The organism is Streptomyces sp. NPDC127038 (genome assembly GCF_042725875.1).
In the GTDB taxonomy this organism is placed as follows: domain Bacteria; phylum Actinomycetota; class Actinomycetes; order Streptomycetales; family Streptomycetaceae; genus Streptomyces.
This window is the reverse complement of sequence record NZ_JBHXDQ010000015.1, coordinates 95,739-120,839: the sequence shown is the minus strand read 5'-3', so window position 1 is coordinate 120,839 and position 25,101 is coordinate 95,739. Positions and strand designations below refer to the sequence as shown.

16 protein-coding genes are annotated in these 25,101 nt (G+C 72.6%); 6 read left to right on the top strand and 10 right to left on the bottom strand.

Features of this window, described 5'->3' with window-relative positions:
• Positions 1-537, bottom strand: coding sequence for an NUDIX domain-containing protein (locus ACFWI4_RS14370; RefSeq protein ID WP_387195186.1), 537 nt, complete (start codon positions 535-537; stop codon positions 1-3).
• Positions 538-706: 169 nt separating this feature from the next.
• Here ACFWI4_RS14370 and ACFWI4_RS14365 point away from each other — a divergent pair, with 169 nt between their 5' ends.
• The 5 genes from ACFWI4_RS14365 to glpK all read left to right on the top strand — a co-directional run bounded on the left by ACFWI4_RS14365 (position 707) and on the right by glpK (position 6,932).
• The gene (locus ACFWI4_RS14365; protein WP_387195183.1) at positions 707-1,153 is read left to right on the top strand and encodes a Zn-ribbon domain-containing OB-fold protein; all 447 of its coding nucleotides are present in this window, start codon (positions 707-709) and stop codon (positions 1,151-1,153) included.
• 42 nt (positions 1,154-1,195) lie between these two features.
• A complete protein-coding gene (locus ACFWI4_RS14360) occupies positions 1,196-2,386 on the top strand; it encodes a lipid-transfer protein (protein WP_387195180.1) in 1,191 nt (396 codons plus the stop codon).
• A gap of 182 nt (positions 2,387-2,568) precedes the next feature.
• On the top strand, positions 2,569-4,212 hold the full coding sequence (locus ACFWI4_RS14355) for an EAL domain-containing protein (protein WP_387195177.1): 1,644 nt from the start codon (positions 2,569-2,571) through the stop codon (positions 4,210-4,212).
• 351 nt (positions 4,213-4,563) lie between these two features.
• Positions 4,564-5,304 (top strand): MIP/aquaporin family protein, encoded by a 741-nt coding sequence (locus ACFWI4_RS14350; RefSeq protein WP_387195174.1) that lies wholly within the window; start codon positions 4,564-4,566, stop codon positions 5,302-5,304.
• A gap of 107 nt (positions 5,305-5,411) precedes the next feature.
• Positions 5,412-6,932 (top strand): glycerol kinase GlpK, encoded by a 1,521-nt coding sequence (gene glpK, locus ACFWI4_RS14345; RefSeq protein ID WP_385399390.1) that lies wholly within the window; start codon positions 5,412-5,414, stop codon positions 6,930-6,932.
• 217 nt (positions 6,933-7,149) lie between these two features.
• On the opposite strand, the gene ACFWI4_RS14340 is transcribed toward glpK, so the two are convergent.
• Genes ACFWI4_RS14340 through ACFWI4_RS14320 form a run of 5 tightly spaced genes read right to left on the bottom strand, consistent with a single transcriptional unit; the run spans position 7,150 to position 15,183 of the window.
• Complete coding sequence (locus ACFWI4_RS14340; protein ID WP_387195170.1) at positions 7,150-7,755, bottom strand: ATP/GTP-binding protein; 606 nt, start codon at positions 7,753-7,755, stop codon at positions 7,150-7,152.
• A complete protein-coding gene (locus tag ACFWI4_RS14335; RefSeq protein WP_387195167.1) occupies positions 7,736-11,371 on the bottom strand; it encodes a hydantoinase B/oxoprolinase family protein in 3,636 nt (1,211 codons plus the stop codon). Before ACFWI4_RS14335 ends, ACFWI4_RS14340 begins: the two co-directional genes overlap by 20 nt.
• A gap of 24 nt (positions 11,372-11,395) precedes the next feature.
• Entirely contained in the window at positions 11,396-11,791 is a 396-nt protein-coding gene (locus ACFWI4_RS14330) for a DUF742 domain-containing protein (RefSeq protein WP_385399382.1), read from the bottom strand.
• 9 nt (positions 11,792-11,800) lie between these two features.
• The gene (locus ACFWI4_RS14325; protein ID WP_385399380.1) at positions 11,801-12,241 is read right to left on the bottom strand and encodes a roadblock/LC7 domain-containing protein; all 441 of its coding nucleotides are present in this window, start codon (positions 12,239-12,241) and stop codon (positions 11,801-11,803) included.
• A complete protein-coding gene (locus tag ACFWI4_RS14320) occupies positions 12,238-15,183 on the bottom strand; it encodes a nitrate- and nitrite sensing domain-containing protein (RefSeq protein WP_387195164.1) in 2,946 nt (981 codons plus the stop codon). The genes ACFWI4_RS14325 and ACFWI4_RS14320 overlap by 4 nt, the downstream gene beginning before the upstream one ends.
• Before the next feature lie 405 nt (positions 15,184-15,588).
• Here ACFWI4_RS14320 and ACFWI4_RS14315 point away from each other — a divergent pair, with 405 nt between their 5' ends.
• The gene (locus ACFWI4_RS14315) at positions 15,589-16,242 is read left to right on the top strand and encodes a hypothetical protein (RefSeq protein WP_387195161.1); all 654 of its coding nucleotides are present in this window, start codon (positions 15,589-15,591) and stop codon (positions 16,240-16,242) included.
• Between the two features lie 424 nt (positions 16,243-16,666).
• On the opposite strand, the gene ACFWI4_RS14310 is transcribed toward ACFWI4_RS14315, so the two are convergent.
• The 4 genes from ACFWI4_RS14310 to ACFWI4_RS14295 all read right to left on the bottom strand — a co-directional run bounded on the left by ACFWI4_RS14310 (position 16,667) and on the right by ACFWI4_RS14295 (position 25,082).
• The gene (locus tag ACFWI4_RS14310; protein WP_387195158.1) at positions 16,667-21,298 is read right to left on the bottom strand and encodes a hypothetical protein; all 4,632 of its coding nucleotides are present in this window, start codon (positions 21,296-21,298) and stop codon (positions 16,667-16,669) included.
• 64 nt (positions 21,299-21,362) lie between these two features.
• Positions 21,363-22,241, bottom strand: a complete 879-nt coding sequence (locus ACFWI4_RS14305) for a hypothetical protein (RefSeq protein ID WP_387195155.1) — start codon at positions 22,239-22,241, stop codon at positions 21,363-21,365.
• A gap of 190 nt (positions 22,242-22,431) precedes the next feature.
• Positions 22,432-23,949, bottom strand: coding sequence for a hypothetical protein (locus tag ACFWI4_RS14300; RefSeq protein ID WP_387195152.1), 1,518 nt, complete (start codon positions 23,947-23,949; stop codon positions 22,432-22,434).
• 440 nt (positions 23,950-24,389) lie between these two features.
• The gene (locus ACFWI4_RS14295; RefSeq protein WP_385399366.1) at positions 24,390-25,082 is read right to left on the bottom strand and encodes a GntR family transcriptional regulator; all 693 of its coding nucleotides are present in this window, start codon (positions 25,080-25,082) and stop codon (positions 24,390-24,392) included.
• Between the last annotated feature and the right edge of the window lie 19 nt (positions 25,083-25,101).

Sequence of the window (25,101 nt, the reverse complement as noted above, 5' to 3'; positions counted from 1 at the left end):
TCAGACGTACCGCCCCTCGAACCAGGCGCGGACCGCCAGGGTGTGGAGCGGGAAGGCGAGTTCGGCCGGCCGGCGCAGCAGGTGCCAGCCTTCCGTCTCGTCCGTGGCGGCGGATACCGGGAGTTCGGTGGCCGAGCGCTCGGGGAGGAGCCCGAAGAGCAGCAGATGGCCCGCGGGGGAGCTCATCGCGTCGGCGAGCCGCACGTCCCTGCTCGCCGCGTCGATGCCCGTCTCCTCCTTGAGCTCGCGCACGACGGCCTGTCTCCAGTCCTCCCGGTGATCGATGAACCCACCGGGCAGGGCCACACCCCCGCGCGCGGGCGCGATGGTCCGGGTGATGACGACGAGGGCGGCTCCCTGGTCGTCGTGGACGGCCTGAAGGGCGACCGCGACCGGCAGCGGATTGCGGTAGGCGACCGTGCCGCAGGCGGCGCAGGTGCGGGGCCAGCCGGAGATGCCCTCTCCGTAGGGGGCGCCGCAGCTCGAACAGTGCGAATCGGGCGCGAAGTCGGCGGGCGGGTGCGGGGTTTCGGACACGCCGCGGACTGTAGCCCATCACCGGGCGGCCGTCCCGGGATTCGGACCGGATGAGCCGGCCAGGCGGACCGGCCGGGCGGAACGGCTGGAGGGGCGGGCGCCCTGCCCAATTCCCGGTGCCCGTGGCACACTTCTGACGTTCCGTCAGATCGAGTGTCGTGGAGGAACCGTGTCGCGCACACGCACACCTGTCGTCGCCGGGTGGTTCGACGGGGAGGGGAACGACTTCCGCCTGCTCGGCACGCGATGCTCGGCGTGCGCCTCGGTGTTCTTCCCCCGGGAGGACAACCACTGCCGCAATCCGGGGTGCGCGGGCGGCGAGCTGACGGAGGTCCCCCTGTCCCCCCGCGGACGCGTCTGGTCGTACACCGACAGCCGGTACCGGCCTCCGTCACCCTATGTGACGGATCCGGAACTCTCGTGGCAACCCTGCGCGTTGATCGCTGTGGAACTGGAATCCGAGCGCCTCGTGGTGCTGGGGCAGGCGGTTCCCGGGATCACCGTCGCCGATCTGGCGGTGGGCATGGAGGTGGAGGTCGTCCCCGGTGTGCTGAACGAGGACGAGGAGACGACCTGGACGACGTGGCACTGGCGTCCGACAGGGGTGACGTCATGAGAGGCACGGCACTCAGGGCTCGGAGCGGACGGGGGCGAGGACATGACCGGTGATGTGGCGGTGCTCGGTGTGGGCATGCACCCCTGGGGCAAGTGGGGACGCCCCTTCACCGAGTACGGAGTCGCCGCCGCGCACGCGGCTCTCGCCGACGCGGGGATCGACTGGCGGCACGTCGACTCGGTGGTCGGAGCGTCCACCGTGCGCGGGGGCTATCCGGGGTACGTGGCGGGAGCGACGTTCGCGAAGGCCCTGGGATGGCAGGGAGCACGGGTGACGAGCGTGTACGCGGCCTGCGCCTCCGGGGCCCAGGCACTGGGCACGGCCCGCGCGCAGATCCTCTCGGGCCTCGCCGAAGTGGTCCTCGTGGTGGGCGCGGACGCGGCGCCCAAGGGGTTCTTCCGGCCCGCGGGCGGGGACCGGCCGGACGACCCGGACTGGCTGCGCTTCCGCGTCCTCGGGGCCACGAACCCGACGTACTTCGGGCTGTACGCGCGCCGCCGGATGGCCCTGTACGGCGACACCACAGAGGACTTCGCGCAGGTCAAGGTGAAGAACGCGGCCGCGGGCGCGCTCAACCCCAACGCCCGGTACCGCGAGCGGGTCACGGCCGATGACGTGGCCGCGTCCGCCGTGGTCGCCGATCCGCTGCGGCTGCTCGACATCTGCGCGACCTCGGACGGCGGCGCCGCGGTGGTGCTGACGGGCATGGAGTTCGCGCGCCGGCACCGGACCGCCGAGCCGGTGCGGATCCGCGCGGTGTCGACCGTGTCGCCGCGCTATCCGAACACGGTGCTGGATCTGCCGGACATCGCCACGGACTCCGCGGCCGCCGTGGAGCCCGCCCCGGAGACCTTCAGGGCGTCCATCGCCCGGGCCGCCTTCGAGGAGGCCGGCGTCGGACCCGAGGATCTCTCGTTCGCCGAGGTCTACGACCTGTCGACCGCCCTGGAACTCCAGTGGTACGAGGACCTCGGACTCTGTGGGGAGGGCGAGGCCGCCAAACTCCTGAGGGAGGGCGCCACGGCCCTCGGCGGACGCGTACCGGTGAACGTCAGCGGCGGACTCGCCTCCTTCGGAGAGGCCGTCCCTGCACAGGCCATAGCCCAGGTGTGCGAGCTCACCTGGCAGTTGCGCGACGACGCGGGTGACCGTCAGGTCCCCGGGGCACGGGTGGGGATCACCGCGAACCAGGGGCTGTTCGGGCACGGCTCCTCGGTCGTGGCGGTGCGATAGCCCGGACACGGCCCCTGGAGCCCCTCCCGGCACAGCATGCACAGCGCTCAGAACCGGTCACGGCAGGCGGGTCCGTGCGGTGCGCGGACCCGGCTGCCCACCTTCTGTGACGACCCCGGAATGCTGCGTGAACACCTCGTGAATCGCCCACCGGCGCACGCCGACGGCGGGACCATGCTGGTGTGCCCTCCTGGACGGATATGGTGCGTTTCGCCTTCCAGCCGGTCGTCAATCTGACGACCGGAGGGGTGGCGGCGCTGGAATCGCTCGCCCGGCCGGAGTCGGGCGACATCCTGGCGCGGGCCCGCCGCGATCCCGAACTGGACGGCCGGCTGGCCGCGCTGGCCATCCGGGCCGCAGCCCGAAGGGAGACGCTGCTGCCCCTGCACGTCAACGTGTTCGCCGGGACGCTGGCCGATCTGGGCCGGCTCTCCGCGCTGCGCGCCGAGGTCAGGGAAGCCGGGCGGCTGCCCTGCGAGATCACCGTCGACGTCGTCCCCCCGTACACCCATGTGCCGCAGCACGCCCTGTTGGAGGCGGTGGCCGCGTTGCGCGGCGAGGGCTTCCGGATCTGCGCGGACGGGATCGGCGACGGCGACGTGCCCCTGCGTCTGCTCACCGATCTCGCCCCCGAGCTGATGAAGCTCGACGTCTCCCTGCTGACACGGCCCGCGGCGGTGCGCGCGATGCGGACGCTCTGCGAGCAGCTCGGCGCGCTGCTGTCGGTCGAGGGGGTCGAGACGGAACTGCACTGCGCCGCCGCGGTGTCGGCGGGCGCGCAGCTCGCCCAGGGGGACCTGTTCGCGCCGCCCGCCCGCCGGCCTTCGGCGGACGTATACGTTCCGGTGCTGTCGCCCGTGGGCCGGGACGCGCCCCGGTCCGGCCCGTCCGTGGGACAGTTCGTCCGCCCGGCCGCGCTGCTCCCCGCGACCGCGTCGGCCGGAGAGGTCAGGGCTCTGCTCACCGGGTCGCCCGAGGTGTCCGGCGTCCTGCTCGTCGACCCGTTCGGGACCCCGGTCCGCTCGGTGCACCGGTCACGCTTCCTGCTGTCGATGTCCGGGCGCTACGGGCACGCGTTGTACGCGGACAGACCGGCCGCCAAGCTCGGTGACGTGCCGCGAACGGTCGGCATCGACGCCACGGCCTGGGAAGTGCTCGACGTGGTCGCCGACGGGGACCGGGACCGTACGTCCGACGACGTCGCGGTCGTCGACCGGTACGGGCGGTGCGTGGGGGTCGTACGCCTCGCCGATCTCGTACGGGCGCTCTCGGAGAGCCGGGTCGAGGAGGCGGCGGGGCTCAACCCGCTGACCCGGCTGCCCGGTTCGGACAGGATCACCGGGGAGGTGGACCGGCGGATCGCGGACGGCCGGACGTTCGCTCTGAGCTGGCTGGACATCGACCACTTCAAGCAGGTCAACGACGGCGCGGGCTTCGCCGCCGGTGACGAGCTGATCCGGTCGGTGGGGCGGGCGCTCCAGCACTCGGCGTCCGGGGCGACGCTGGTGGGGCACATCGGAGGCGACGACTTCCTGGTCCTCGCCGACCCCGACACCCTCGACCCGCTGGCCACGGCGGTGCTCGACACTCCCTGGGCCGCGGCCGGACGGGCCGTCACGCTGTCCTTGGCCACCGTGCTGTGCGCGCCCGGCAGCGTGCTCGACCACCGGCAGGCGGCCACCTCGCTGGCGCCCCTCAAACAGGCCGCCAAGTCCCTTGACGGAGCGAGCTGGGTGCTGGCGCGCGCCGGACTGCCCGGCTTCGAGGTCCGCCGCGGCACCCGTGCGGGGCCGATGAAGACGTACGGGCAGACCCTGACCGGCTGATCCGACAGCGGGACGCACGTCCGGATGCCCGCGTCGTCGAGCACTCCGTCACTGCCGTAGCGGCCCTCCCAACCGGTGCGGTCCGCGACCTTGACGCCCCCTGGGTGCCGGTGAACACTTCCGGGTGTCGGTCGGCATCGCCGCACCAAGGCGCCATCGGGCGCCTCATCACTCGGGTCTCCGGCCTGCTCAGAAGGCCGTTCCCGCGGGCGATTCCACTGCGACGGCACGCTCGTCACGGACGCCGGGCGGGGCGCGGGATCTCCCTGCTCTCGGCTGAAGTAGCCATGGGAACGCACCCTGCACGGTGGCCCGGAGCGGATCGTTCCGGGCGAGAGCCTAGGAGCCGCCATGAGCCACGGAGACATCTTTGTCGGCGAGTTGATCGGTACAGCGATTCTGATTCTCTTCGGCGCGGGTGTGTGCGCCGCCGTCACCCTGAACAGATCCAAGGCCCAGGGCGCGGGCTGGATCGTCATCACCTTCGGCTGGGGCTTCGGCGTCCTGGCCGGCGCCTACACCTCGGCGCCGTTGTCGGGCGGGCAGATCAACCCGGCGGTCACCATCGGGTTCGCGATCGAGGGTTCCACGAAGTGGTCCGACGTGCCCTTCTATCTCCTCGGGCAGTTCGCCGGCGCCGTCGTCGGCGCGGTCCTGTGCTGGCTGCTCTACCTAGGCCAGTTCAACCTCAACGCCGAGGAGGACAAGGCCATCGAGACGCTGGGGATCTTCTCGACGCGTCCCGAGATCGACAACCCCGTGCAGAATCTGATCACCGAGATCATCGCCACCGCCGCACTGGTGCTGCCCATCCTCGGCATGGTCGGCGGCGGCAAGCACGTGGCCGGGATCGGCACCGCGGGGCTGCCGGTCCTGCTCATCTCCTTCCTCGTCGTGGGCATCGGACTCTCGCTGGGCGGCCCGACCGGGTACGCGATCAACCCGGCCCGCGACCTGGGGCCCCGCCTCGCCCACGCGCTGCTGCCGATTCCCAACAAGGGCACCTCGGAGTGGAGATACTCCTGGATCCCGGTCGCCGGCCCCATCGCCGGCGCCGCGATCGCCGCCGGCATCTACAACGCGGCCTTCTGACGGCGTCTCCGGCCGGTCTCCTCCATCGCCTCCATCGCCGCCACCCCCGCGGTACGGCCTCCTGACGACCACGCAGCCTCCTGACGAAGAACACTCAAGGGGACGACATGACGGACAACACCGAGAAGTACGTCGCCGCGATCGACCAGGGCACCACCTCCAGCCGCTGCATCATCTTCGACCGGTCCGGCGCGATCGTCGCCGTCGACCAGCGCGAACACCGCCAGATCTTCCCCAAGCCGGGCTGGGTGGAGCACGACGCCACCGAGATCTGGTCCAAGGTGCAGGCCGTCGTCGCGGGCGCGGTCGCCAAGGCCGGGCTGCGCACCGACCAGCTCAGCGCGCTCGGCATCACCAACCAGCGCGAGACGACCGTCCTGTGGGACCGCGCCACCGGCAAGCCCGTCCACAACGCGATCGTCTGGCAGGACACCCGCACGTCGGCGCTCTGCAACGAACTGGGCGGCACGGACGGACAGGACCGCTTCCGCGACCAGACCGGACTCCCTCTGGCCAGCTACTTCTCCGGCCCCAAGGCGGCCTGGCTGCTCGACAACGTCCCGGGCCTGCGCGCACGCGCCGAGCGCGGTGAGATCGCCTTCGGCACCATCGACTCGTGGCTGATCTGGAACCTGACGGGCGGCACGGACGGCGGGCGGCACGTCACAGACGTGACCAACGCCGGCCGCACCATGCTGATGAACCTGGAAACCCTCCAGTGGGACCCGTCCATCCTCTCCGCCATGAACATCCCCGAGGCGGTGCTCCCCGAGATCAGGTCCTCGGCCGAGGTGTACGGCACCGCCGTCGGCCAACTCGGCGGCGTACCGGTGGCGTCGGCGCTCGGCGACCAGCAGGCGGCCGTCTTCGGCCAGGCCTGCTACGACGTCGGTACGGCCAAGAACACCTACGGGACCGGCAGCTTCCTGCTGCTGAACACGGGCAACCGGCCCGTGCCGTCCAAGAACGGCCTGCTGACCACCATGGGGTACAAGATCGGCACCGAGGCGCCCGTCTACTGCCTCGAAGGGTCGATCGCGATCACGGGCGCGCTCGTGCAGTGGTTCCGGGACCAGCTGGGCATCATCCGTTCCGCCGACGAGATCGAGACCCTGGCCGCGAGCGTCGAGGACAACGGCGGCGCCTACATCGTGCCCGCCTTCTCCGGCCTGTTCGCCCCCTACTGGCGCTCGGACGCGCGCGGGGTCATCACCGGTCTCACCCGGTACGTCACGAAGGCGCACCTCGCGCGTGCGGTCCTGGAGGCCACGAGCTGGCAGACGCGCGAGGTCGTGGACGCCATGTACCAGGACTCCGGGGTGCCGATCACCACCCTGAAGGTGGACGGCGGCATGACCAAGAACAATCTGCTGATGCAGCATCAGGCGGACGTCCTCGGCGTGCCCGTGATCCGTCCGAAGGTCTCCGAGACGACCTGTCTCGGCGCCGCGTACGCGGCCGGACTCGCGACCGGTGTGTGGAACGACCTCGACGAGCTGAAGTCGCACTGGCGGAAGGACGTCGAGTGGACCCCGGCCATGGAGGCCTCGGTGCGCGACAGCGAGTACCACAACTGGCGCAAGGCGGTGGAGAAGAGCTTCGGCTGGCACGACGACACCGTCGACTGAGCGGAGCCGCGCCGCGCCCGCTCCGGCCGCGCGTGGCCCCGGTCCGGTACGACCGGGCGTGGCCACGGTCCGGCCGGGTGCCGGCCGTGAACGGGGCTCCACGCGCGCGTGCGGCTCGCACGGGCCACGCGCGCGTGCGTGACCGCGGCCCGTACCCCGGTCGGCGGGGGTACGGGCCGCACCCGCACGTCGTGGCGACCGCGTCGCCGCGCGGATGTCAGGTCCTGACGGCCTCACGGGCGGCGGCCGCGTGTGCCATCGCGTGCTGGACGACGCGGATGAGGACCTCCTTGACCGACTCCCGGTCCCGCGCGTCGCAGAGGACGACGGGCACACCCGGGTCGAGGTCGAGGGCCTGGCGGACGGACTCCGTGGGGTAACGGGCTGCTTCCTCGAAGCAGTTGACACCGACCACGAAGGGTATGGAGCGCCGTTCGAAGTAGTCGACCGCGGCGAAGCAGTCCTCGAGACGGCGGGTGTCGGCCAGCACGACGGCGCCCAGGGCACCCGTGGCGAGCTCGTCCCAGAGGAACCAGAAACGATCCTGCCCGGGGGTCCCGAACAGATAGAGCACCAGGTCCTCGCGCAGCGTGATCCGTCCGAAGTCCATGGCGACGGTCGTGGTGCGCTTGCCCTCCACACCGCTGATGTCGTCGACGGGCCGGCCCGCCTCGGTGAGGACTTCCTCTGTGCGCAGCGGCCTGATCTCGCTGACCGCGCCGACGAGGGTCGTCTTGCCCACGCCGAAGCCGCCCGCGACCAGGATCTTGAGCGTGACGGGCTCGACCGGAGGCTTGCCTCGCTCAGAACGCCCGAAGATCATCGATCTCTTCTCCTGCTTGATGGGGGTCGTGCGGCGGTGGTCCGTAGCCCCCGCCGCCGGGGGTTTCGATGACGAGTACGTCGCCGGGTCCGACGTCCGCCGCATCGCTTCCGCGGAGTTCCGTGACGGTGCCGTCGGCGCGCTCGACCCGGTTGACGCCGAGTGCGCCGGGCTCACCGCCCGCCATGCCGTACGGGGGCACCCTGCGGTGCTGTGACAGCGTCGAGACGGTCATCGGTTCCAGGAACCGGATACGCCGTACGGCGCCGTCGCCGCCCCGCCAGTGTCCGGGGCCGCCGCTGCCGTGTCGAATCGCGAACTCGTCGAGTCTGACGGGCAGTCGCCACTCCAGGACCTCGGGGTCGGTGAGCCGCGAGTTGGTCATGTGGGTCTGCACGGCGGAGGCGCCGGGGAAACCGTCGCCGGCGCCCGAGCCGGAGGCCACGGTCTCGTAGTACTGGTGGTGTTCGTTGCCGAAGGTGACGTTGTTCATGGTCCCGGAGCCCTCGGCCTGTACGCCCAGGGCCGCGTAGAGGGCGCCCGTGATCGCCTGGGAGGTCTCCACGTTGCCCGCGACGACCGCGGCGGGCGGCTCGGGGGCGAGCATCGACCCCGGCGGCACCACGATGCGCAGGGGGCGCAGACAGCCGTCGTTGAGCGGGATGTCGTCGTTGACCAGGGTGCGGAAGACGTACAGGACGGCGGCGTTGACCACGGCGAAGGGCGCGTTGAAGTTGGTGGCGAGCTGTGCGGAGGTGCCCGTGAAGTCGACGGTGGCGGAGCGGGTCTCGCGGTCCACGAGGACACGGACCCGGATCACCGCCCCGGAGTCCGTCTCGTAGGCGAACTCGCCGTCCTCCAGCCCCTCGACGACGCGCCGCACCGCCTCTTCCGCGTTGTCCTGGACGTGCCGCATATAGGCCTGGACGACGTCGAGCCCGAACTCCTCGATCATCCGGCCGACCTCGTCGACGCCCTTGCGGTTGGCGGCGATCTGGGCGCGCAGGTCCGCGAGGTTCGTCCTGGGGTTGCGGGTGGGATGGGGCGGCGCCGTGAGCAGGGCCAGCGTCTCCTCCTCCCGGAAGCGTCCGTTCTCGGCGAGCAGCCAGTTGTCGAAGAGGACGCCCTCCTCGTCGATGGTGCGGCTGTTCGCGGGCATGGAGCCCGGGGCGATGCCGCCGATCTCCGCGTGGTGGCCGCGCGAGGCGACGTAGAACAGGATCCGCTCACCCTCCGTGTCGAAGACCGGGGTGATCACGGTGACATCGGGAAGGTGGGTGCCGCCGTGGTACGGGTCGTTGACGGCGTAGGTGTCGCCGGGCCGCATGGTCGCGCCGCGCCGGCGGACGACCTCCTGCACGCTGGTGCCCATCGAGCCCAGGTGGACCGGGATGTGCGGGGCGTTGGCCACCAGGTTTCCGTCGGGATCGAACAGGGCGCAGGAGAAGTCCAGGCGCTCTTTGATGTTGACGGACTGGGCGGTCGATTCCAGGCGGGCGCCCATCTGTTCGGCGATGGACATGAAGAGGTTGTTGAAGACCTCGAGCAGGACGGGATCCGCCTGCGTGCCGAGTTCGGAACTCTCCGTGACCGTCGCGCGTTCCATGACCAGTTGCCCGTCGTCGGTCGTCGCGGCCCGCCAGCCGTCGTCGACGACGGTGGTGGAGCCCGACTCGGCGATGATCGCGGGTCCGTCCACGGTCTCGCCGGGCGGCAGTTCACCGCGTCGGTGCAGGGGCACTTCCCGCCATGCGCCGCTGGTGTGGAGCCGGACGGTCGGCGGGGTGTCCGGGCGCGGGGCGGAGCGGTCGGGGGCGAGGGCGGAGAGATCGGGGGGGTCGGTGAGACCGGTGGCTTCCACGGAGAGGGCTTCGACGACGACCGGACGGTCGAGGGTGAAGGAGTAGGTGGCGCGATGACGTTCTTCGAAGGTGTGGGTCATGGTGTCGGGTTCGGCGAGCTCGACGGTCAGTGCGGTGTCGGTGCCGTCATAGCGGAGCTGGGCCCGGCGGGTGATCCGGATGCGGTGCTCGGGGACGTCCTCGGCGAGGAGTTCGTCCCGGGCGGCGCTCTCCAGGTCGTCGGCCGTCTTGAGGATCCCGGGCATCGCGGACGGTTCGAGGCGTTCCTCGACGGACTGTTCGCGCATGGCCGTCGTGTCGGCGAGCCCGATGCCGAGGGCGGACAGAACGCCTGCCATGGGCGGGACCAGGACGGTGCGGATGCCGAGGGAGTCGGCGACCATGCAGGCGTGCTGGCCGCCGGCGCCGCCGAACGTCGTGAGCGCGTAGCGGGTGACGTCGTGGCCCTTCTGTACGGAGATCCGCTTCACGGCGTTGGCGATGTTGGCGACGGCGATCCGCAGGTAGCCCTCGGCGACCTGCTCCGAGGTGCGCGCGTCGCCCGTCCTCTCGTGGATCTCCTGCGCGAGGCGGGTGAACCGCTCGCGGACGACGGTGCCGTCGAGGGGCTGGTCGCCGTCGGGTCCGAACACCTTCGGGAAGTGGTCGGGCTGGATGCGGCCGAGGGCGACGTTGGCGTCGGTGACGGTGAGCGGGCCGCCGTTGCGGTAGCAGGCGGGTCCTGGGGAGGCGCCGGCCGAGTCGGGGCCCACGCGGTAGCGGGACCCGTCGAAGTGGAGCACCGATCCGCCGCCCGCGGCGACCGTGTGGATGTCCAGCATGGGGGCGCGCAGCCGGACCCCGGCGATCCGGGTGGTGAAGGTCCGTTCGTAGTCTCCGGCGAAGTGGGAGACGTCCGTGGACGTGCCGCCCATGTCGAAGCCGATGACGCGGTCGTGGCCGGCGAGCTGCGACATCCGGGCCATGCCGACGATTCCGCCGGCGGGGCCCGACAGGACGGCGTCCTTGCCGCGGAACTGTCCGGCCTCGGCAAGACCTCCGTTGGACTGCATGAACATCAGCCGTACGTCGTGCAGTTCGGCGGCGACCTGCTGGACGTAGCGGCGCAGCCCCGGCGAGAGGTAGGCGTCGACGACGGCCGTGTCGCCGCGCGGGACCAGCTTCATCAGCGGGCTGACCTCGCTGGAGAGGGAGACCTGCGGGAAGCCGACACGTGTAGCCAGCGCGCCGACGGCCTGTTCGTGGGCGGGGTGGAGGTGGCTGTGCATGCAGACCACGGCGACCGCGCGGATCCCGTCGTCGTACGCCTCCTGGAGGGCTTCGGCGAGCGCGTCCAGGTCGGGGGCGCGCAGGACGGTTCCGTCGGCGGCGATCCGTTCGTCGACCTCGACGACCCGCTCGTGGAGAGGTTCGGGGAGTTCGATGGCGCGGGCGAAGATGCTCGGGCGATTCTGGTAGGCGATGCGCAGGGCGTCGCGGAAGCCCCGGGTGATGACCAGCAGCGTGCGCTCGCCCTTGCGTTCGAGGAGGGCGTTGGTCGCGACGGTGGTGCCCATGCGGACGGCGTCGACCCGGGCGCCCGCGGCGTCCCCTTCGGTGTCGAGGAGTTCACGGACGCCCGCGACGGCCGCGTCGGCGTAGCGGGCCGGTTGGTCGGACAGCAGTTTGTGCGTGAGCAGCCGGCCGTCGGGACGCCGCGCGACGATGTCCGTGAAGGTCCCGCCCCGGTCGACCCAGAACTGCCAGCCTGTCACGTCTGTTCCCCGTTTCCGCCCAGCTCAGAGCGCCCTGAGGCCGCTGATCACGTCGCGCAGAATACTCTCGTCCGGCAGTTCGGCGGGGGGTACGGGACGTGTCACATGGACCATTTCGTCATCCACCAGGTCGCCGATCAGGACCCGCACCACTCCGATGGGCAGATCGAGTTCGGCGGCGAGTTCGGCGACCGACTGGGGGACGTCACGGCAGAGTTCGACGATGTCGACATGTTCCGGGGACAGCGTGTGGTCGGCCTCGGGGTCCTCGGCGTGCTGTTCCGTGACCACCAGCGCGATGAGGTCGAGGCGGTGCTGGCCCGCGCTGGTGGTCCGTCCCCTGGTCATGGCGTACGGGCGGACCACTGGTCCCGCCTCGTCGTCGAACCAGTGGCGTCTTCCCTGACCGTCTCCGCTCATGCCGTCCCACTACCCGCCGGCGGGCAGATCGGTACGCGGACTCGCGGCCAGGTGCGCGCCGACTCGTTTGACGAGGAGTGTCATCTCGTACGCGACCTGGCCCACGTCGGATTCGGCGTCCGAGAGGACGGCGAGGCAGCTGCCGTCGCCGGCCGCGGTGACGAACAGGAAGGCCTCGTCGAGTTCGACGACGGTCTGGCGGACGCTGCCCGCCTCGAAGTGCCGGCCGACGCCCTTGGCGAGGCTGTGGAAGCCGGAGGCGACGGCGGCCAGGTGTTCGCTGTCCTCCCGGGTGAGGTCCTTCGAGGCCCCGGTGGGAAGGCCGTCGCCGGAGAGCACGATCGCCTTGTTGATACTGGCGACGCGGTCCACCAGTTCGTCGAGCAGCCAGTTCAGCTCACCGGACCCGTTGCTGGTCGCGGTGGGCCCTGCGGCCTTCGGTGCGGTCATCGACCGTCCCCCTTTGTCGTTCCTCGTGCTGAGTCGTCCTGGGCCTGGTCGCCCTCGGCGTTCTCCTGGCGGCCGCGCTGCCAGCCACGCTGGAGCGAGGCCATGCGGTTGCGTACTTCGTCGGCGTCCCGTTCGGCGGGGTCGGGGCCCGCGCCGCCGCGGCCGTTGCCGCGTTCGGCGAGCCGTGCCGGTCCGTCCTTCAACTGTGGGGCCAGATTGGCCTGCCGGACGCGCCGGGGCAGCGGGGCCGTGCCGGTCTCCGTCTCGCCGGTCGCGGTGTCGCGGTGCGCGGTCGTGTCGTCGGGGCTCGCCGCGGACGCCGTGGTGCGGGTGCGGCGGGGCAGAGCCGGGGCGTCCCCGTGCCCTGCTCCCTCGTGGGGCCCGGGCGTCCGGGGCGTTTCGGTCGCCTCGTGCAGAGCGGGCCTCCCGGGTGTGCCGATGGCCGCGCGCGGGCCGGTCGCACCGGAACGTTCACCGTGCCGGGCCGAGGCCGCGGATCGTTCACCGCGCCGCTTGGGCAGAGGCTTGGCGCCTTCGCCCGGCATCCGGCGTTCCCGGTGGTCGGCGTTCTCGTTCGGTTCCGGATCCCGCACCGGTTCGAGGTCCTGGGCACCGCCCTCGTCCAGCTGGTCGCGCCATGACCTGGTCCCGGTGACCGGACGGCCGTGGGAGCTGACGAGTTTGGGGGCCCGGCGTCGCGGCAGCGGGACGGGGGCGGCGCCGGGGTGGTCGTCGTCGCCCGGGAGGGCGGGTTCGTCGCCGTCACCGGCCTGCTGGTGCCGCCCCGCGGGAACCCCCGCGATGGAACGCCTGGGGCGGAAGAGCCCCCCGCGTTCGCTGTCCTCGTCGCCGAGGGCGCCGGGGAATCCGGTGAGCGTGTCCAGGTCGACGGGCGAGTCCAGCTCGACCGGGCCGTCGAGGACCGAGGCGGGCAGACCGGGGAGCCGGGCCGAGGACTCGGTGAGGGTGGCGCCGCGCCGTTCCTCGGCCGCGCGCTCCTTGGCGGGCAACGTGCGGTCAAGGCGGAACCCGATGCCGTTGGTATCCGGGACGTCGTCGGTGAGCAGCGCGTCCGGCATGAAGACGACCGCGGTGGTGCCGCCGTACGGGGAGGGCTGGAGCGAGACGCGGACGTTCTGCCGCTGGGCGAGCCGGCTGACGACGAAGAGGCCGAGCCGGTCGGTGTCGGAGAGCTCGAACTCGGGGGTCTCGGCGAGCCGCAGGTTGGCGTCCAGCAGCGCCTCTGCGGTCATACCGAGGCCGCGGTCGTGGATCTCCAGGGTGAAGCCGTTGGCGACGCGCTCACCGACGACGTGCACGGCCGTGTGCGGGGGCGAGAACACGGTCGCGTTCTCCAGCAGTTCGGCCACGAGGTGGGTGACGTCGGCGACGGCGGGACCCGTGACGGCGACGCGCGGGAGCCGGCGCACCTCCACGCGTTCGTAGTCCTCGACCTCGGCGACGGAGGCGCGGACGATGTCCATGAGCTGGACGGGTTTGCGCCACTGCCGGGACGGCGCGGCGCCGGACAGGATGACGAGTCCCTCGGCGTGGCGGCGCATGCGGGTGGTGAGGTGGTCGAGGCGGAACAGGTCGGCCAGTTCGTCGGTGTCCTCGGTCCTGCGTTCCATGGTGTCGAGGAGGGTGAGCTGCTTGTGGAGCAGCACCTGGCTGCGGCGGGCGAGGTTGACGAACACCTCGGACACGCCCTGGCGCAGCTCGGACTGCTTGACGGCGGCCTCGACGGCGGCGCGCTGAAGGGTGTTGAGGGCCTGGCCGACCTCACCCATCTCGTTCCTGTCGTACTCCAGGCGCGGCACTTCGGTCTCGATGTCGACCTGTTCGCCGGCGGAGAGCCTGCGCATGACGCTGGGCAGCCGGACACCGGAGGCCTCGTGGGCCTCCATGCGCAGCCGGCGCAGGTCGCGGATGAGGCTGCGGCCGATGCGTACGGACATGAAGAGCGAGACCAGCAGGGCGATCAGGCCGATCACGCCCGCGCCGACGGCCTGGAGGACGACGCCCATGGCCACGGGCCGGACGCGGTCGCGGTAGTGGTCTCCCGCCCGGTCCTCCAGTTCGCCGAGTTCGGCGAGCACATGACCGGCCGCGCTGTCCCAGCTCTTGGCGGTGACACCGCTCGGCGTGCCGGTCGTGGAGGTGGCGACGGCCCGCTCGGCCGCGCGCAGCGGTCCGGTGCCGGCGTTGGCCCAGTAGCGCTCGAAGCGGGCGCGGTCGGTGGCGGGGAGCAGCGGCAGGCTGATGTCGTAGAGCAGGGTGCGCTGGGCCACGAGGTCGGAGACGTCCCGGAGTTCGTCCCGGGTGACATGGCCGTCGACCAGCGCGGAGCCGAGGAGCGCGTCCTCGCGGGAGAGGAGTTCGCGGGCGCGGGACACGTTGACGAGTGCGCGGCCCTCCTTGTCCAGCTCCACGTCGTCGACCACGTGCAGGTTGGCCAGCAGGACGTAGCAGGGGTCGATGAGCCGGTCGTAGAGGCCGAAGGCCTGGGCGCGGTCGAAGGTGCCGTCCACGACTCCGCTGCGGAGCGAGGAGATCCCGTCGACGGCGTCGAGGACCGAGGTGAGGCGCTCCCCCGTGCCTCCGCCGAGTTCCTTGCGGACGCTCTTGTCCTGGGCGTTCCTGCGGACCTTCGCCAGGACGCGGTCGGTGGCGGCGCGGCTGCGTCCGAGGGCCGCGAGGCCGTCGGACGCGCGTGGATCGGCCAGGTAGACGAGTGTCTGACGGCGTTCCTGCTGAAGGACCCTGACGGTGTCCTCGGTCGGATAGCCGATCTTCTTCACGACTTCGGAGACGCTGAAGAGCTGACTTGCCTCACGACCCGTGAGCACGGTGGCGAAGGCCCAGATCGCGGCCAGCGACACCAGGGGCACGAGGAGCAGCGCCACAATCTTCCGGCGGATGGACTTCCCGCGAAAGCGCATGGCCTCCCCCAGCTCGACCCCCTCCGGCCGGGGGCACACATGTGCGTCAACAAACGGCGTGAGCCTACTACTGACGCGGAGGTAACTCGTAGACCCGTCCGGAGGGCCGTCCGGTCCCGACGGGGAACGAGACATGGGGAGTTGTCCGTTCATTGGGGGAGATTGCGCCCCTGGATACGGCAGTTGGGGCCCGATCCGATCGGAGTGGGGAAGTTTGTCAGTTGGCTGAAATTCTTCCCTCGGCGGGAATCTTCGGGACAGCTTGTTCGTCTTTCTGTACGGGAATTGAGGGCGGAATCGGCCAGAGGCGTCGCATGCCGCGCTCAGTCGGCGTAAAAGAGCGCAAGCCGGGCAGCCAAGGGGGGCGGGGGTCGCGAGACACCCGTGCGAGAGGACTGCCGGGCGGTGGGGAGTGACAAGGTGATGGGCACGGCGGAGCGGAGCGGGGCACCCGCTGCTGAGGTCGCGACACGGAAGGCGGCACAACTGGCCACCGGGGCACCGGATGACGGGATCCGGGCAGCGGGAGACGGCCGTCCTGACACGCGGTCGGCGACGGACAGGCCCGGCACGGCGGACCTCCAGGACACCACCCCTCGACGGGGTGGCCGAGCCGAGGGGAAGGGCGCTGCCACGAACGGACACGAGGATCACGAAGAGCGGTCGTACTACCGGCCGTTGTGGATCGAGGAGCCCGCGCGCAGGCGCAGGCTGCCCGATCCGGTGCGGACGTCCGCGGTGCGCGCGGTGCTGATCATCTCGGTGACGCTGATCCAGGCCGTGGTGGCGTTCCTGTGCACGATGGCGGAGTCCTGGCTGGCCTTCCCGATGGTCCTGAGCAGCATAGGAAGTACGGTCGTCGCCACCTGGGCCGCCCTGGACGTCTGGGTGACCCGGCAGGTGTGGAACCAGCGCAACGGCGTGGTGTCGGTGCCGAGCAGCACGGCTCGGGCGCTCCGGCGCGAGCGCCGCAGGGCGAGGCGCCAGGCACGGATCGCGGCGCGGGCCCAGGAGCGGATACGCAGGCGGGGCGGGGCCGGGCAGTTGTCGCACTCGTAGCGCGGCGACGCGGAGGCAGCCCTCTCGCCCTCCCTCTGGGGGCGCGGGACGTTCGGGGGCTGCCTCGACGGCCGGTCGGCGGGCCGCCTCGGCCCTCCGGAGCCTGTCCGGTTCGCGTTGCGGATGCGAACCGGATCCGTCGGCCCCCGCCGGGACGAACCGGCTGCCGCCGTCAGGGGCCGACAGTTCGGTGACGGGCAAGCCGTTGCCGTGACAGGCCGACCGCCGCCCCTGTTCGTCGGGGCCGAGATCGTATATCACGACGTCGGCGGGCGGGGAGCGGTGGTCGGACACTTTCTCCGTGGCGGCCCTGCCACAGGATTTGAGGCATGCGGACGGGCGCGGGTCGAAGGGCGCGGGGAACCGCGCGGCCGGACACACGGTCACCGGCGGCACGCGATTCCCCTCCCCCACGGCTCCGTCGCTACGGGGTGACCGGCGCCGGGCGCTTGTACATCCGTGTCGCGGTGATCTCGGTGTGCACGGTCTCCCCCGCGGCGGCCTCTCGGGGCAGGCCCGGCCGCAGATGCTCCTCCACGCTGATGTACTTCAGCCCCGCACGAAGGTCGGCGTCGTTGCGCAACCGGATGACCAGAGGGAACTCGGCGAGCGCGGTCGTGTCGAACAGGCCGGTCGTGTAGAGGAGTTGGACGCCGAGCGCGTCCGAAACGGCCCGCTGGAGCTCCAGCAGATAGGTCGCGTTGGCGCGTCCGATGGGGTTGTCGAGGAACAGGGTGCCGGCGTGCCGGTGCTTGTCACGGCCCCGGTCGTTGCTCCGCAGCGCCGCCATCGTGCAGTACAGGGCGATGGCGGCGGTGAGCAGCTGGCCTCCGGAGAACACGTCGCCCATCTGTCCGACGGGGACGCGTTCGGCGCGCAGTACGGCGTCGGGCTTGAGGATCTCGACGGCGACGCCCTTGGGCTGAAGCGCGGCACCGACTCCGCGCAGCAGCAGTGACATGCCGTCGCGCCTCATGTCGGAGTTCTTCTTGACCGCGGCGCGGGTGGCCTCGTCCACCACCTCGCCGAGCCGCTCGGTGAGGGTGGCCTGGTCGGGTTCCTCGAAGCGGATGCGCAGGAACTCCTGTCCTGACCACTCCCCCAGTCCTTCCGGCAGCCTGGACAGCCGCTGGGCGGAGCGGAGGGTGGCGAGGGAGGACTCGACGAGTCCGCGCAGCCGGTCCACGATCGAGTCCCGGTTGCGCTCCAGCTGGGCCAGTTCGTCCGTCAGTACACGCAGTCGGGGCGCGAACGCGTCCGCCCACTTCTGCGCGTGCTCGGGCAGGGAGGAGGCGGGCAGTTCACGGATCTGCTGCCGGGCGGGGGTGCGCACCTGCTCGTAGCGGGTGGAGTTGGCGTGGCGGACGAGGATGTCGCTCGCCTCGCGGACGGCGGCCTCGGCCGTGGTCAGGTCGGTGGCGCAGCCGCGCAGCGAACGGCGGCTCTCGGAGGCGGAGTTGCGCGCCTCCTCCAGGGTGCCGGGGTAGGGCTCGGGTTCGTCCTGTTCCTCGTCCGCGTGGTCGCGAAGCAGGTCCCTGAGAAGCGCGGCGACCTCGTCGAAGCCGCCGGCCGCGTCCTCGGCGGACCGGTGGGCGTCGAGGAACTCGGCATGGGCCTCGCGGGCCTGGTTCAACGCCGCGGTGCGGGTGGCGAGTTCGGTGGTGGCGGTGCGCAGCAGGGCCTGGGCCTGCTCGGCGTCGTCCGGAACCAGGTCTTCCGCCAGCTCGGTGTGGGTCTCGCCCTCCTCGGGGGCGTGCCGCTCGGCCTCGCCGCGCAGCCGGCCGAGCTGTTCGCTCGCGGTCGACACCCGGGTCTCCAGGAGCTGCACGAGTTCCTCGGCGCGGGCCGCGGCGGCCTGCCGGGAGGGGCCGTCCGAGCCGTCCGGTGACTCCAGGAGCTGTCCGGCGCGGGTGCGGACCTTGTTGCTGAGCCGGTCCAGTTCCGCGAGGGCCGCGGTCTCGTCGCTCTCGGCCCGGGCCTGCTCGGCCCGCAGGTCGGCGCCGACGCCGACCTTCTCGTAGAGCTGGGAGGCGGCCCGGTAGGCCTCGCGCAGGGCGGGCAGCGAGGCCTTGGCGGGGGTCGCGTCGTGGGTCACCTCGTCCGGGGCGCCGGCGATCTCGGCGCGTTCGGCGCGCAGCGCGCGGGCCGTGCGGCGGGCGTCGTCGGCGGCGCGCTGGGCGGCGCGGCGGTCCTCGTCGGCGGCGCGGGCGCGCTCCAGGCACACCTGGGCGCGGGCCTCCGACTCGGCCGCCTCGTCGGCGAGTTCGCGGAGTTTGACCTGCCATCCGGCGCGTTCGCGCAGCCGGAAGGCGAGGCCGGCGAGCGCGTCGGCGGCGCGGCGTGCCTTCTGCGCGGCCTCCTGCCGTTCGTCGCGTACGTGGGCGGCGTCGGCCGCCGTCTCGTCGGCCTCCGCGCGGGCGGTGCGGGCCTCGGAGAGCTCGGCCTCGGACTCCTCCGCGAACGCGCGCGCGTCGTGGGCGGCCGCGGCCAGCTCGGCGAGCCGTCCGGCGGGGCAGCCGGTGCGCCAGGACGCGAGGCGCGCGGCGAGTTCGCGGTCCTTGCCGAGGCGGGCGGCGAGGTCGCGGATCTCCTCGTCGCGGCGGCCCGTCCGGGCCCGCAGCGCCTGGCGCTCCTCGTCGGCGGCGTGCTCGTCGTGCATGGCCGGGTTCGGGGGTACGAGGAAGACTCCGCCGTCGTCCGCGTCGGCGGCCGGGGTGGGGGCGAGCAGGGCGGCCGCAGTTCCGACGGCGACCGTCGAGCGGGGCAGCAGGGCGGCGTCGCCGAGGACCATGCGGGCGCGGGCGTGGGTGTCGGGGTCGGTGATGATCACACCGTCGACGAGTTCGGGGCGGGCGGCGAGCACGCGGGCGTGGTCGACGGGGTCGACGGCCTGGGCGAGGTAGCGCCACCCGGGGAGCGCGGGGATGCCGTGCTCGCCGAGGTACTCGACGGCGGCGAGGACGTCCGGGCCGGGCGGGAGCAGTCCGCCGTCGCCGAGGGCACCCAGGATGCGGGCATCGTCGGCCGCGGCGGTGCGCAGTTCGAAGAGCTGCCGTTCGGCGGAGGCGACGGTGCCGTCGAGGAGGCCGCGGAGCTCGTCGGCGTACCGGTCGAGTTCCTCCGGAGTGAGGGGCGCGCCGTTCGAGGGGGTGGCCGGGCTGTCGGACTCCTCGTCGCGGCGGGGCTGGGGAACGATGCGGGGGGTGTCGGTGTCGGGCAGGCTCAGCAGCTCGGCGAGCCGTTCCTCCCGCGCCAGCGCCTCGGCCGTGCGCCGCTCGGCTTCGTGGGAGCGTTCGGCCGCCGTCGCCGCGTCCGCCGCGCGGGCGGCCGTCAGCTCGGCGCGGGACTCGGCCGACGCCGTCTCCCGGGCCTGGTCGGCGGCGCGGCGCGAGGCCTCGCGGGCGGTGTCCCAGGCGGCGACGGCGCTCTTCTCCGCGTCGCTTGCGGCGAGGGCGGCCCGGGCGGGGTCGGCGTCGGGGGCGCTGTCGTCGAGCCAGCCGGCGCGGACGGCCTCGGCGGTCTCCTGCTCGACCTCGGACAGCCGCTGGCGCAGGTGCCCGACCTCGCTGCGGGCGCGCTGGGCGGCGGTGGCGGCGGCCGTGGAGTCGGCGTGCGCCGTCTCGCCGGCTTCCTGGAGGCCCGCGGAGCGCTCCTCCTCCTCGTTGGCGAGCGCCTCGGCGCCCTCGGCGGCCCGGTGCAGGGCGCGGACGAGGTCGACGGCGGCGGTGACGCGGGCCGCGAGCGCGGGAGCGGCGTCCCGTTCGGCCTCGCGGATCGCGTCGGCCACGCGGGTGGAGCGGTCGGAGGCGGCGCGGTGGCGCAGTACGGCCTCGGCCGCCTGCCAGGCCGCGTGCAGGGTGCGGGCCTCGGCGAGTTCGCGTTTCTGCGCGGCGGCCGACTTCTCCGCGCCGGCGAGGGCCAGCGAGGCGTGGCGGTAGGCGAGTTCGGCGGCGATCAGAGCGCTGCGTTCGCGGGCGCCCTCGGCGTGGGTGACGGCATAGGCGGCGGCGGTCACCCGCTGGGCGAGCTCCCCGGCGCGCACGCGTTCGCGCACGGCCCGCGCGGACAGCCGGCGGGCCAGGGTCCTCGTGCGCCGCTCGGCGCCGGTGTGGATGTCCCGGGCGCGCGCCCGTGCTCCGGAGGCCTCGACGATCCGGCCGAGCAGGTCCACGGAACCGGCGGTGAAGTCGCGTTCGGCGATGAGTTCGGCGCGGCGGCCCAGCTTGTTGCCGAAGCCGCCGACCAGGTCGGCGAGCCCGTCGGTGTCGCGGGTGTCGGTGACGGCGCGCAGCAGCAGGTCGGTGAAGTCGGAGTCCTTCTTGACCGCGAAGAGGCCGGCGGCCTCGCCCTCATCGGCGTTCATCTCCCGCTGGTAGCGGAAGAGTTCGGGGTCGAGGCCCAGGTCGCCGAGGTGTTCGTTCCAGCGGTCGTGGATCTCCTCCCAGTGCACCTCCAGGTGCGGGTAGGCCTTTCCGGCCTCGGTGATCGCGTCGCGGAAGCCCTTCATGGTGCGCCGGCGTCCCTGGGCCCCGGAGGCGCCCTCGACGGGCGGCCGTACCGCGGTGGACTCGGCGACGGGCAGGTTGTCCAGGCTGAGCCCGGGACCCGGCCGGAACGAGTACCAGGCCTCGGCGAACTTCCGCGGGTCGTTGGAGACCTGGCGCCCGCGCCACTCGCTGGCCTTGCCGACCACCACGCACTCGCCGGTCAGCGTGTGCTGCCACTCCAGGGCGACGTGGCCGCAGTCGTCGGCGAGCAGGAACTTGCGCAGCACGCCGGAACTCGCGCCGCCCAGGGTGTTGCGGTGACCGGGGAGCATCACCGAGAAGATCAGCTTGAGCAGGACCGACTTGCCGCCGCCGTTCTCCAGGAAGAGCACTCCGGCCGGCGCGGGCCGGCGCGGCGGGCCGACGGGCTCCTCCTCGAAGAACTCCGCCTGGGTGGGCGCGGGGTCGGGCACGGGCTCGCCGACTCCGCGCAGGTCCAGCACGGTGTCGGCGTACCGCGCACCGGCGGGCCCGATGGAGTAGAGGCGGACCCGGGACAGCTCGTACATGGCGGCGGACTCTCGTAGTCGAAAGGGGGTGCGTGGAGGGGGAGCCGGGGAGGGCGGGACGGCGTCAGGAGTGGAACGGCAGTCCGGCGCCGGCCACGAGCTCCAGGTCGTCGTCGTCCTCGGCGGGCAGCAGGGTGGCCGTGCCGTCGGTCACCGGGACGATGCCCAGTTCCAGCAGTTCGGCCATGGCCGCGGTGCCCGCCATGTCGCGGACCTGGAGCTGGTAGCGGGCCGTGGTGCGGTAGGTCCCGCCGGAGTCGTCGCCGGTGCGCTGGAGGAATCCGGAGTCGGTGAGGAAGGCGACGGCCTTGGCGATGATGCCGGTCGTCGAGCCGGCCAGTCTTCGCGCGTCCTTGGTGGCCCCGGTGGAGCTGCGCCGCGCCCAGATCCGCCAGGCCGCCTCCAGTCCGGGGGCGTCGGTGGCCGGGTCGGTGTTCTCGCCGGTCTCCTCGGCGCGTTCCTCCAGGCGCCGGCAGGCCTGCCGTACGAAGGCGTCCACGCCGTTGACCGAGACGCGGCCGATGTAGCCGTCGTCGGCGAGGTCCTCGGGGCGCGGGAAGGCCATGGCGGCGACGGCGAGGTGGGCGAGCCCGTGCAGGAACCGGTCCCCGGAGTCGGTCGAGGCGCGTCGCGCGTAGTCGCCCATGCGGACGGCGAAGACCGAGTCCTCGGCGGCGGTCACGGCCATCCCCGCCCGCGGGGACACCTCCAGGACGATGAGCCCGAGCCCCGCGGCCACCGCGTCGGCGAGCCGCGCGAAGGGCGGGTCCTCGCGGTAGCGGCGCAGCAGTTCGGTGTACTCCTGGTCGCGCGCGGGCTGGAGCTTGGGCTGGAGCCCGAAGGCGACGAGCCGCGCCGCGTCGGCGGCGTCGGCAGGGGTGACGGGGGCGTTCGCCGGTGCGGCGGTGGCCTCCGGTTCACTCCACTCGACGTGCTCGGTCACGGCTGGGGCTCCTTGTTCGAAAGTACGAGGGTACGTGCACGGGGGCGGACGGCCGCCCGGTACGAAGCGCGCGGACCGGCGGTGTGCGGCTCCGCCGGATCAGGGGGGCGCCGCTCGTCACGGAGGCCGGGGGCGGCGGAGGCGGGTGTGCGGGGCGGTACTCGGCGCGCGGGTCCGGGCGGCGGACGGTTCATGTCCGGTCCGCCTTCATCCCGGCCGCGTCGAGCAGGGCCATGCCGACGATCAGATCGGCCCCGCCGAATTCGGGGTCGTCCAGTTCGGTGCCGTCGTCCACGGCGAACAGCAGCCGTTCCTCGCCCTGCCGGTAGGCGGTGCCGACGGGCGGACTCGCGGCGTGCACGGCCAGGAGCGCCACCAGGTAGGGCAGCTCGGGATCGCGGCGGCGGGCCTCGGCGAGCAGTCCGGACAGCCGGCGCGGCGCGTCGGGCGGGAGGTTCAGCAGCTCCTTGGCCGAGGCGAGCTGCTCCTCGCTGAAGCGGCTGTCGTCCGGTGTGGCGATCAGGTCGGGCTCGGGCATCTCCGCACCGAGGTGCTCGCGCTCCAGCGGCGGGGTCAGCAGGATGTCGACGAGGTCGGCGACCCGCACGGCGACGGGGGTGCGCAGGCCCGTGCCGCGGCGGAAGAAGGCGTCGGTGACCCGCAGCGCCCCCTCCACGGGCAGGGGCAGCACCGGGGCGACCAGGTGGCCGTACAGGTCGATCCCCGAGGTGGTCATGGGGGTCCCGAAGGCCTGCCGGTCCTGTTCGGCGCGGAACAGCGGGCCGGCTTCGAGGAGGCGGGACTGGAGCTGGGTGTGCCGGCGGATGCAGTCCTTGACTATGTCGACGAGCTCGGCGGCGCGCCGCTTCTGCTCGGGGTCCTCGGACTCGTCCCGGGCCTTGCGGATGTTGGTGAGGATGGCGTTCTCGTGGCGGTAGCGGTCGGCCACGTGGTCCAGGGCCTCGGCGATCATGTCCGGCACGGCCTGGAGCCAGTCGACGGCCCGGACGTTGCGCCGGGTCGCGTCGAGGGCCTTGCGCAGGGTCTCCGCGTACTGGACGGTGCGGTAGCGGGCCTGCTCGGCGGCGAGCTGCGCGTCGGCCAGCCGGCCGCGGCTGATCAGGACCTCCAGCTTGACCTCGGCGGCGATCTGCGCGCTGGTGACATCGGTGTCGAGGGCGCCCACGAGGACGTTGACCGCCTCGTCGGTCGTACGGAGGTAGACGCCTCCCCCGTAGCCCGGGACTTCCTCGATCAGCTTGAAGTCGTAGTCGCGGCGCACATAGGTGCCGTCGGGCGCGAAGGTGCCGTACACCGCCCGGAAGCCGCGGTCGACGCTGCCGACGTTGATCAGGTTCTCCAGGACCCAGCGGGCCACGCGCTCGTGCTCGGCGACCGGCCTCCGGGGGGCCTGGGCGGCGATGCGCGGGATGAGCCTGGCCACTATCTGGTCGTGGTCGGCGCCCGTGTCGAAGTCCATGTTCAGTGTGACGAGGTCGATGGCGGCGAGGGCGACCTCGGCCATGCCGTACACCGTGTACTCGCCCGCGAGGTTCGCCTTGCGCATGTCCAGGTCGTGCAGCGGCGCGGTGCAGGCGAGCGCGCGGAGCCGCCGCGCCAGGCCCTCGTCGGCGGCCGGGCCCGGCGCCGGGCGCGGTCCCGCGCTGAGCTGGGGCGGAACGGTGTCCGTCGATGCAGGCGAAGTCACGCTGAACAGACTAGGTCCTCGGTCCGACAACGGTCGAAACGGCGCAGAAGCGACCGGCGTCCCCGCCGGGCCGCTCACGGACCGGCCCGTCGCCGGAACGGACCGGCCCCGCGCCACGGAACGGGCCGGACACCGGCACCCCGCACCGCGCGCCCGAGGCCCTGACACCACCCCCGGGTGTCGGACACCACACACCGGCCCCGGAGAGTGCCCGTCCCGGCGCGGACGCCACGACCCGTATCTGCACTCGGACCGGCGCGGACGCACACCCCCGGGCCAGGGTGGCCGACCGACCTCAGTCCGAGGTTGGGCCCGCTCCACACCCGGAGCCCGCCCACCAGCCGTACCAGTGTCCGGCGCCCCCACACAGCCTCGGCCCAGGCCCGGCCCAGGCCCGACTCTGACCTCGGCCCAGGCCCGGCCCGACCCGGCCCCGCCCCCTACCCCCCGTCCGCCACCCGTCGCGCGTACACCTCGACCAGGCCGCCGAGCGAGTCGGCGAGGTAGGACGCGAGGAGGCGTTCCGCGCCGTCGCGGTCGCCGGTCTGGAGGGTCCGGAGGATCTCGTGGTTGCGGGCGAGGTAGGGCTCGTGAAGCCGCTGCGGGTCGTCCACGACGTGGAAGGCGAGGCGCAGCTCGGCGAAGACGCTGCGCATCACCTCGTCGGTACGGGCGCTGCCAGCGAGCGCGACCAGCTCGCGATGGAAGTGGATGTTGGCGGTCGACACCCCTTTCCAGTCACCTTCGCGCGCCGCCCGCTGCCCCTCGGAGACGGCCCTGGCGATCCCCTCGACGGCGTACGGCGGGGTGCCGAGACCACGGACCACCGCACACTCGACGAGGGACCGGGTGCGGTAGATGTCCTCGACGTCCTCGACGGTGAGCACCCGTACGAAGACGCCCCGGTTGAGTTCGTGGACCAGCAGCCGCTCGTGCGTGAGCAGCCGGAACGCCTCCCGGAGCGTGTTGCGCGAGACCCCGAGCGCGCCGCCGATGCTGTCCTCCGACAGTCGCGTCCCGGGCGGGAAGAAGCCGTCGGCGATCCGGCTCCTGAGGATGTCCGAGACCCGCTCGGCGGTGCTGGTGCGGCCCAAGAGGGCGCGATCGTCGGCCAGTTCCGTCAGCTCTGCCATGCCCTGAATTCAACCGCAG

Excerpts from the sequence above, each read along its gene's own strand:
- ACFWI4_RS14350 (WP_387195174.1), top strand. The coding sequence starts at position 4,564 with ATGAGCCACGGAGACATCTTTGTCGGCGAGTTGATCGGTACAGCGATT.
- ACFWI4_RS14360 (WP_387195180.1), top strand. The coding sequence starts at position 1,196 with ATGACCGGTGATGTGGCGGTGCTCGGTGTGGGCATGCACCCCTGGGGC.
- ACFWI4_RS14330 (WP_385399382.1), bottom strand. The coding sequence starts at position 11,791 with ATGAGCGGAGACGGTCAGGGAAGACGCCACTGGTTCGACGACGAGGCG.
- glpK (WP_385399390.1), top strand. The coding sequence starts at position 5,412 with ATGACGGACAACACCGAGAAGTACGTCGCCGCGATCGACCAGGGCACC.
- ACFWI4_RS14320 (WP_387195164.1), bottom strand. The coding sequence starts at position 15,183 with ATGCGCTTTCGCGGGAAGTCCATCCGCCGGAAGATTGTGGCGCTGCTC.
- ACFWI4_RS14295 (WP_385399366.1), bottom strand. The coding sequence starts at position 25,082 with ATGGCAGAGCTGACGGAACTGGCCGACGATCGCGCCCTCTTGGGCCGC.
- ACFWI4_RS14310 (WP_387195158.1), bottom strand. The coding sequence starts at position 21,298 with ATGTACGAGCTGTCCCGGGTCCGCCTCTACTCCATCGGGCCCGCCGGT.
- ACFWI4_RS14340 (WP_387195170.1), bottom strand. The coding sequence starts at position 7,755 with ATGATCTTCGGGCGTTCTGAGCGAGGCAAGCCTCCGGTCGAGCCCGTC.
- ACFWI4_RS14325 (WP_385399380.1), bottom strand. The coding sequence starts at position 12,241 with ATGACCGCACCGAAGGCCGCAGGGCCCACCGCGACCAGCAACGGGTCC.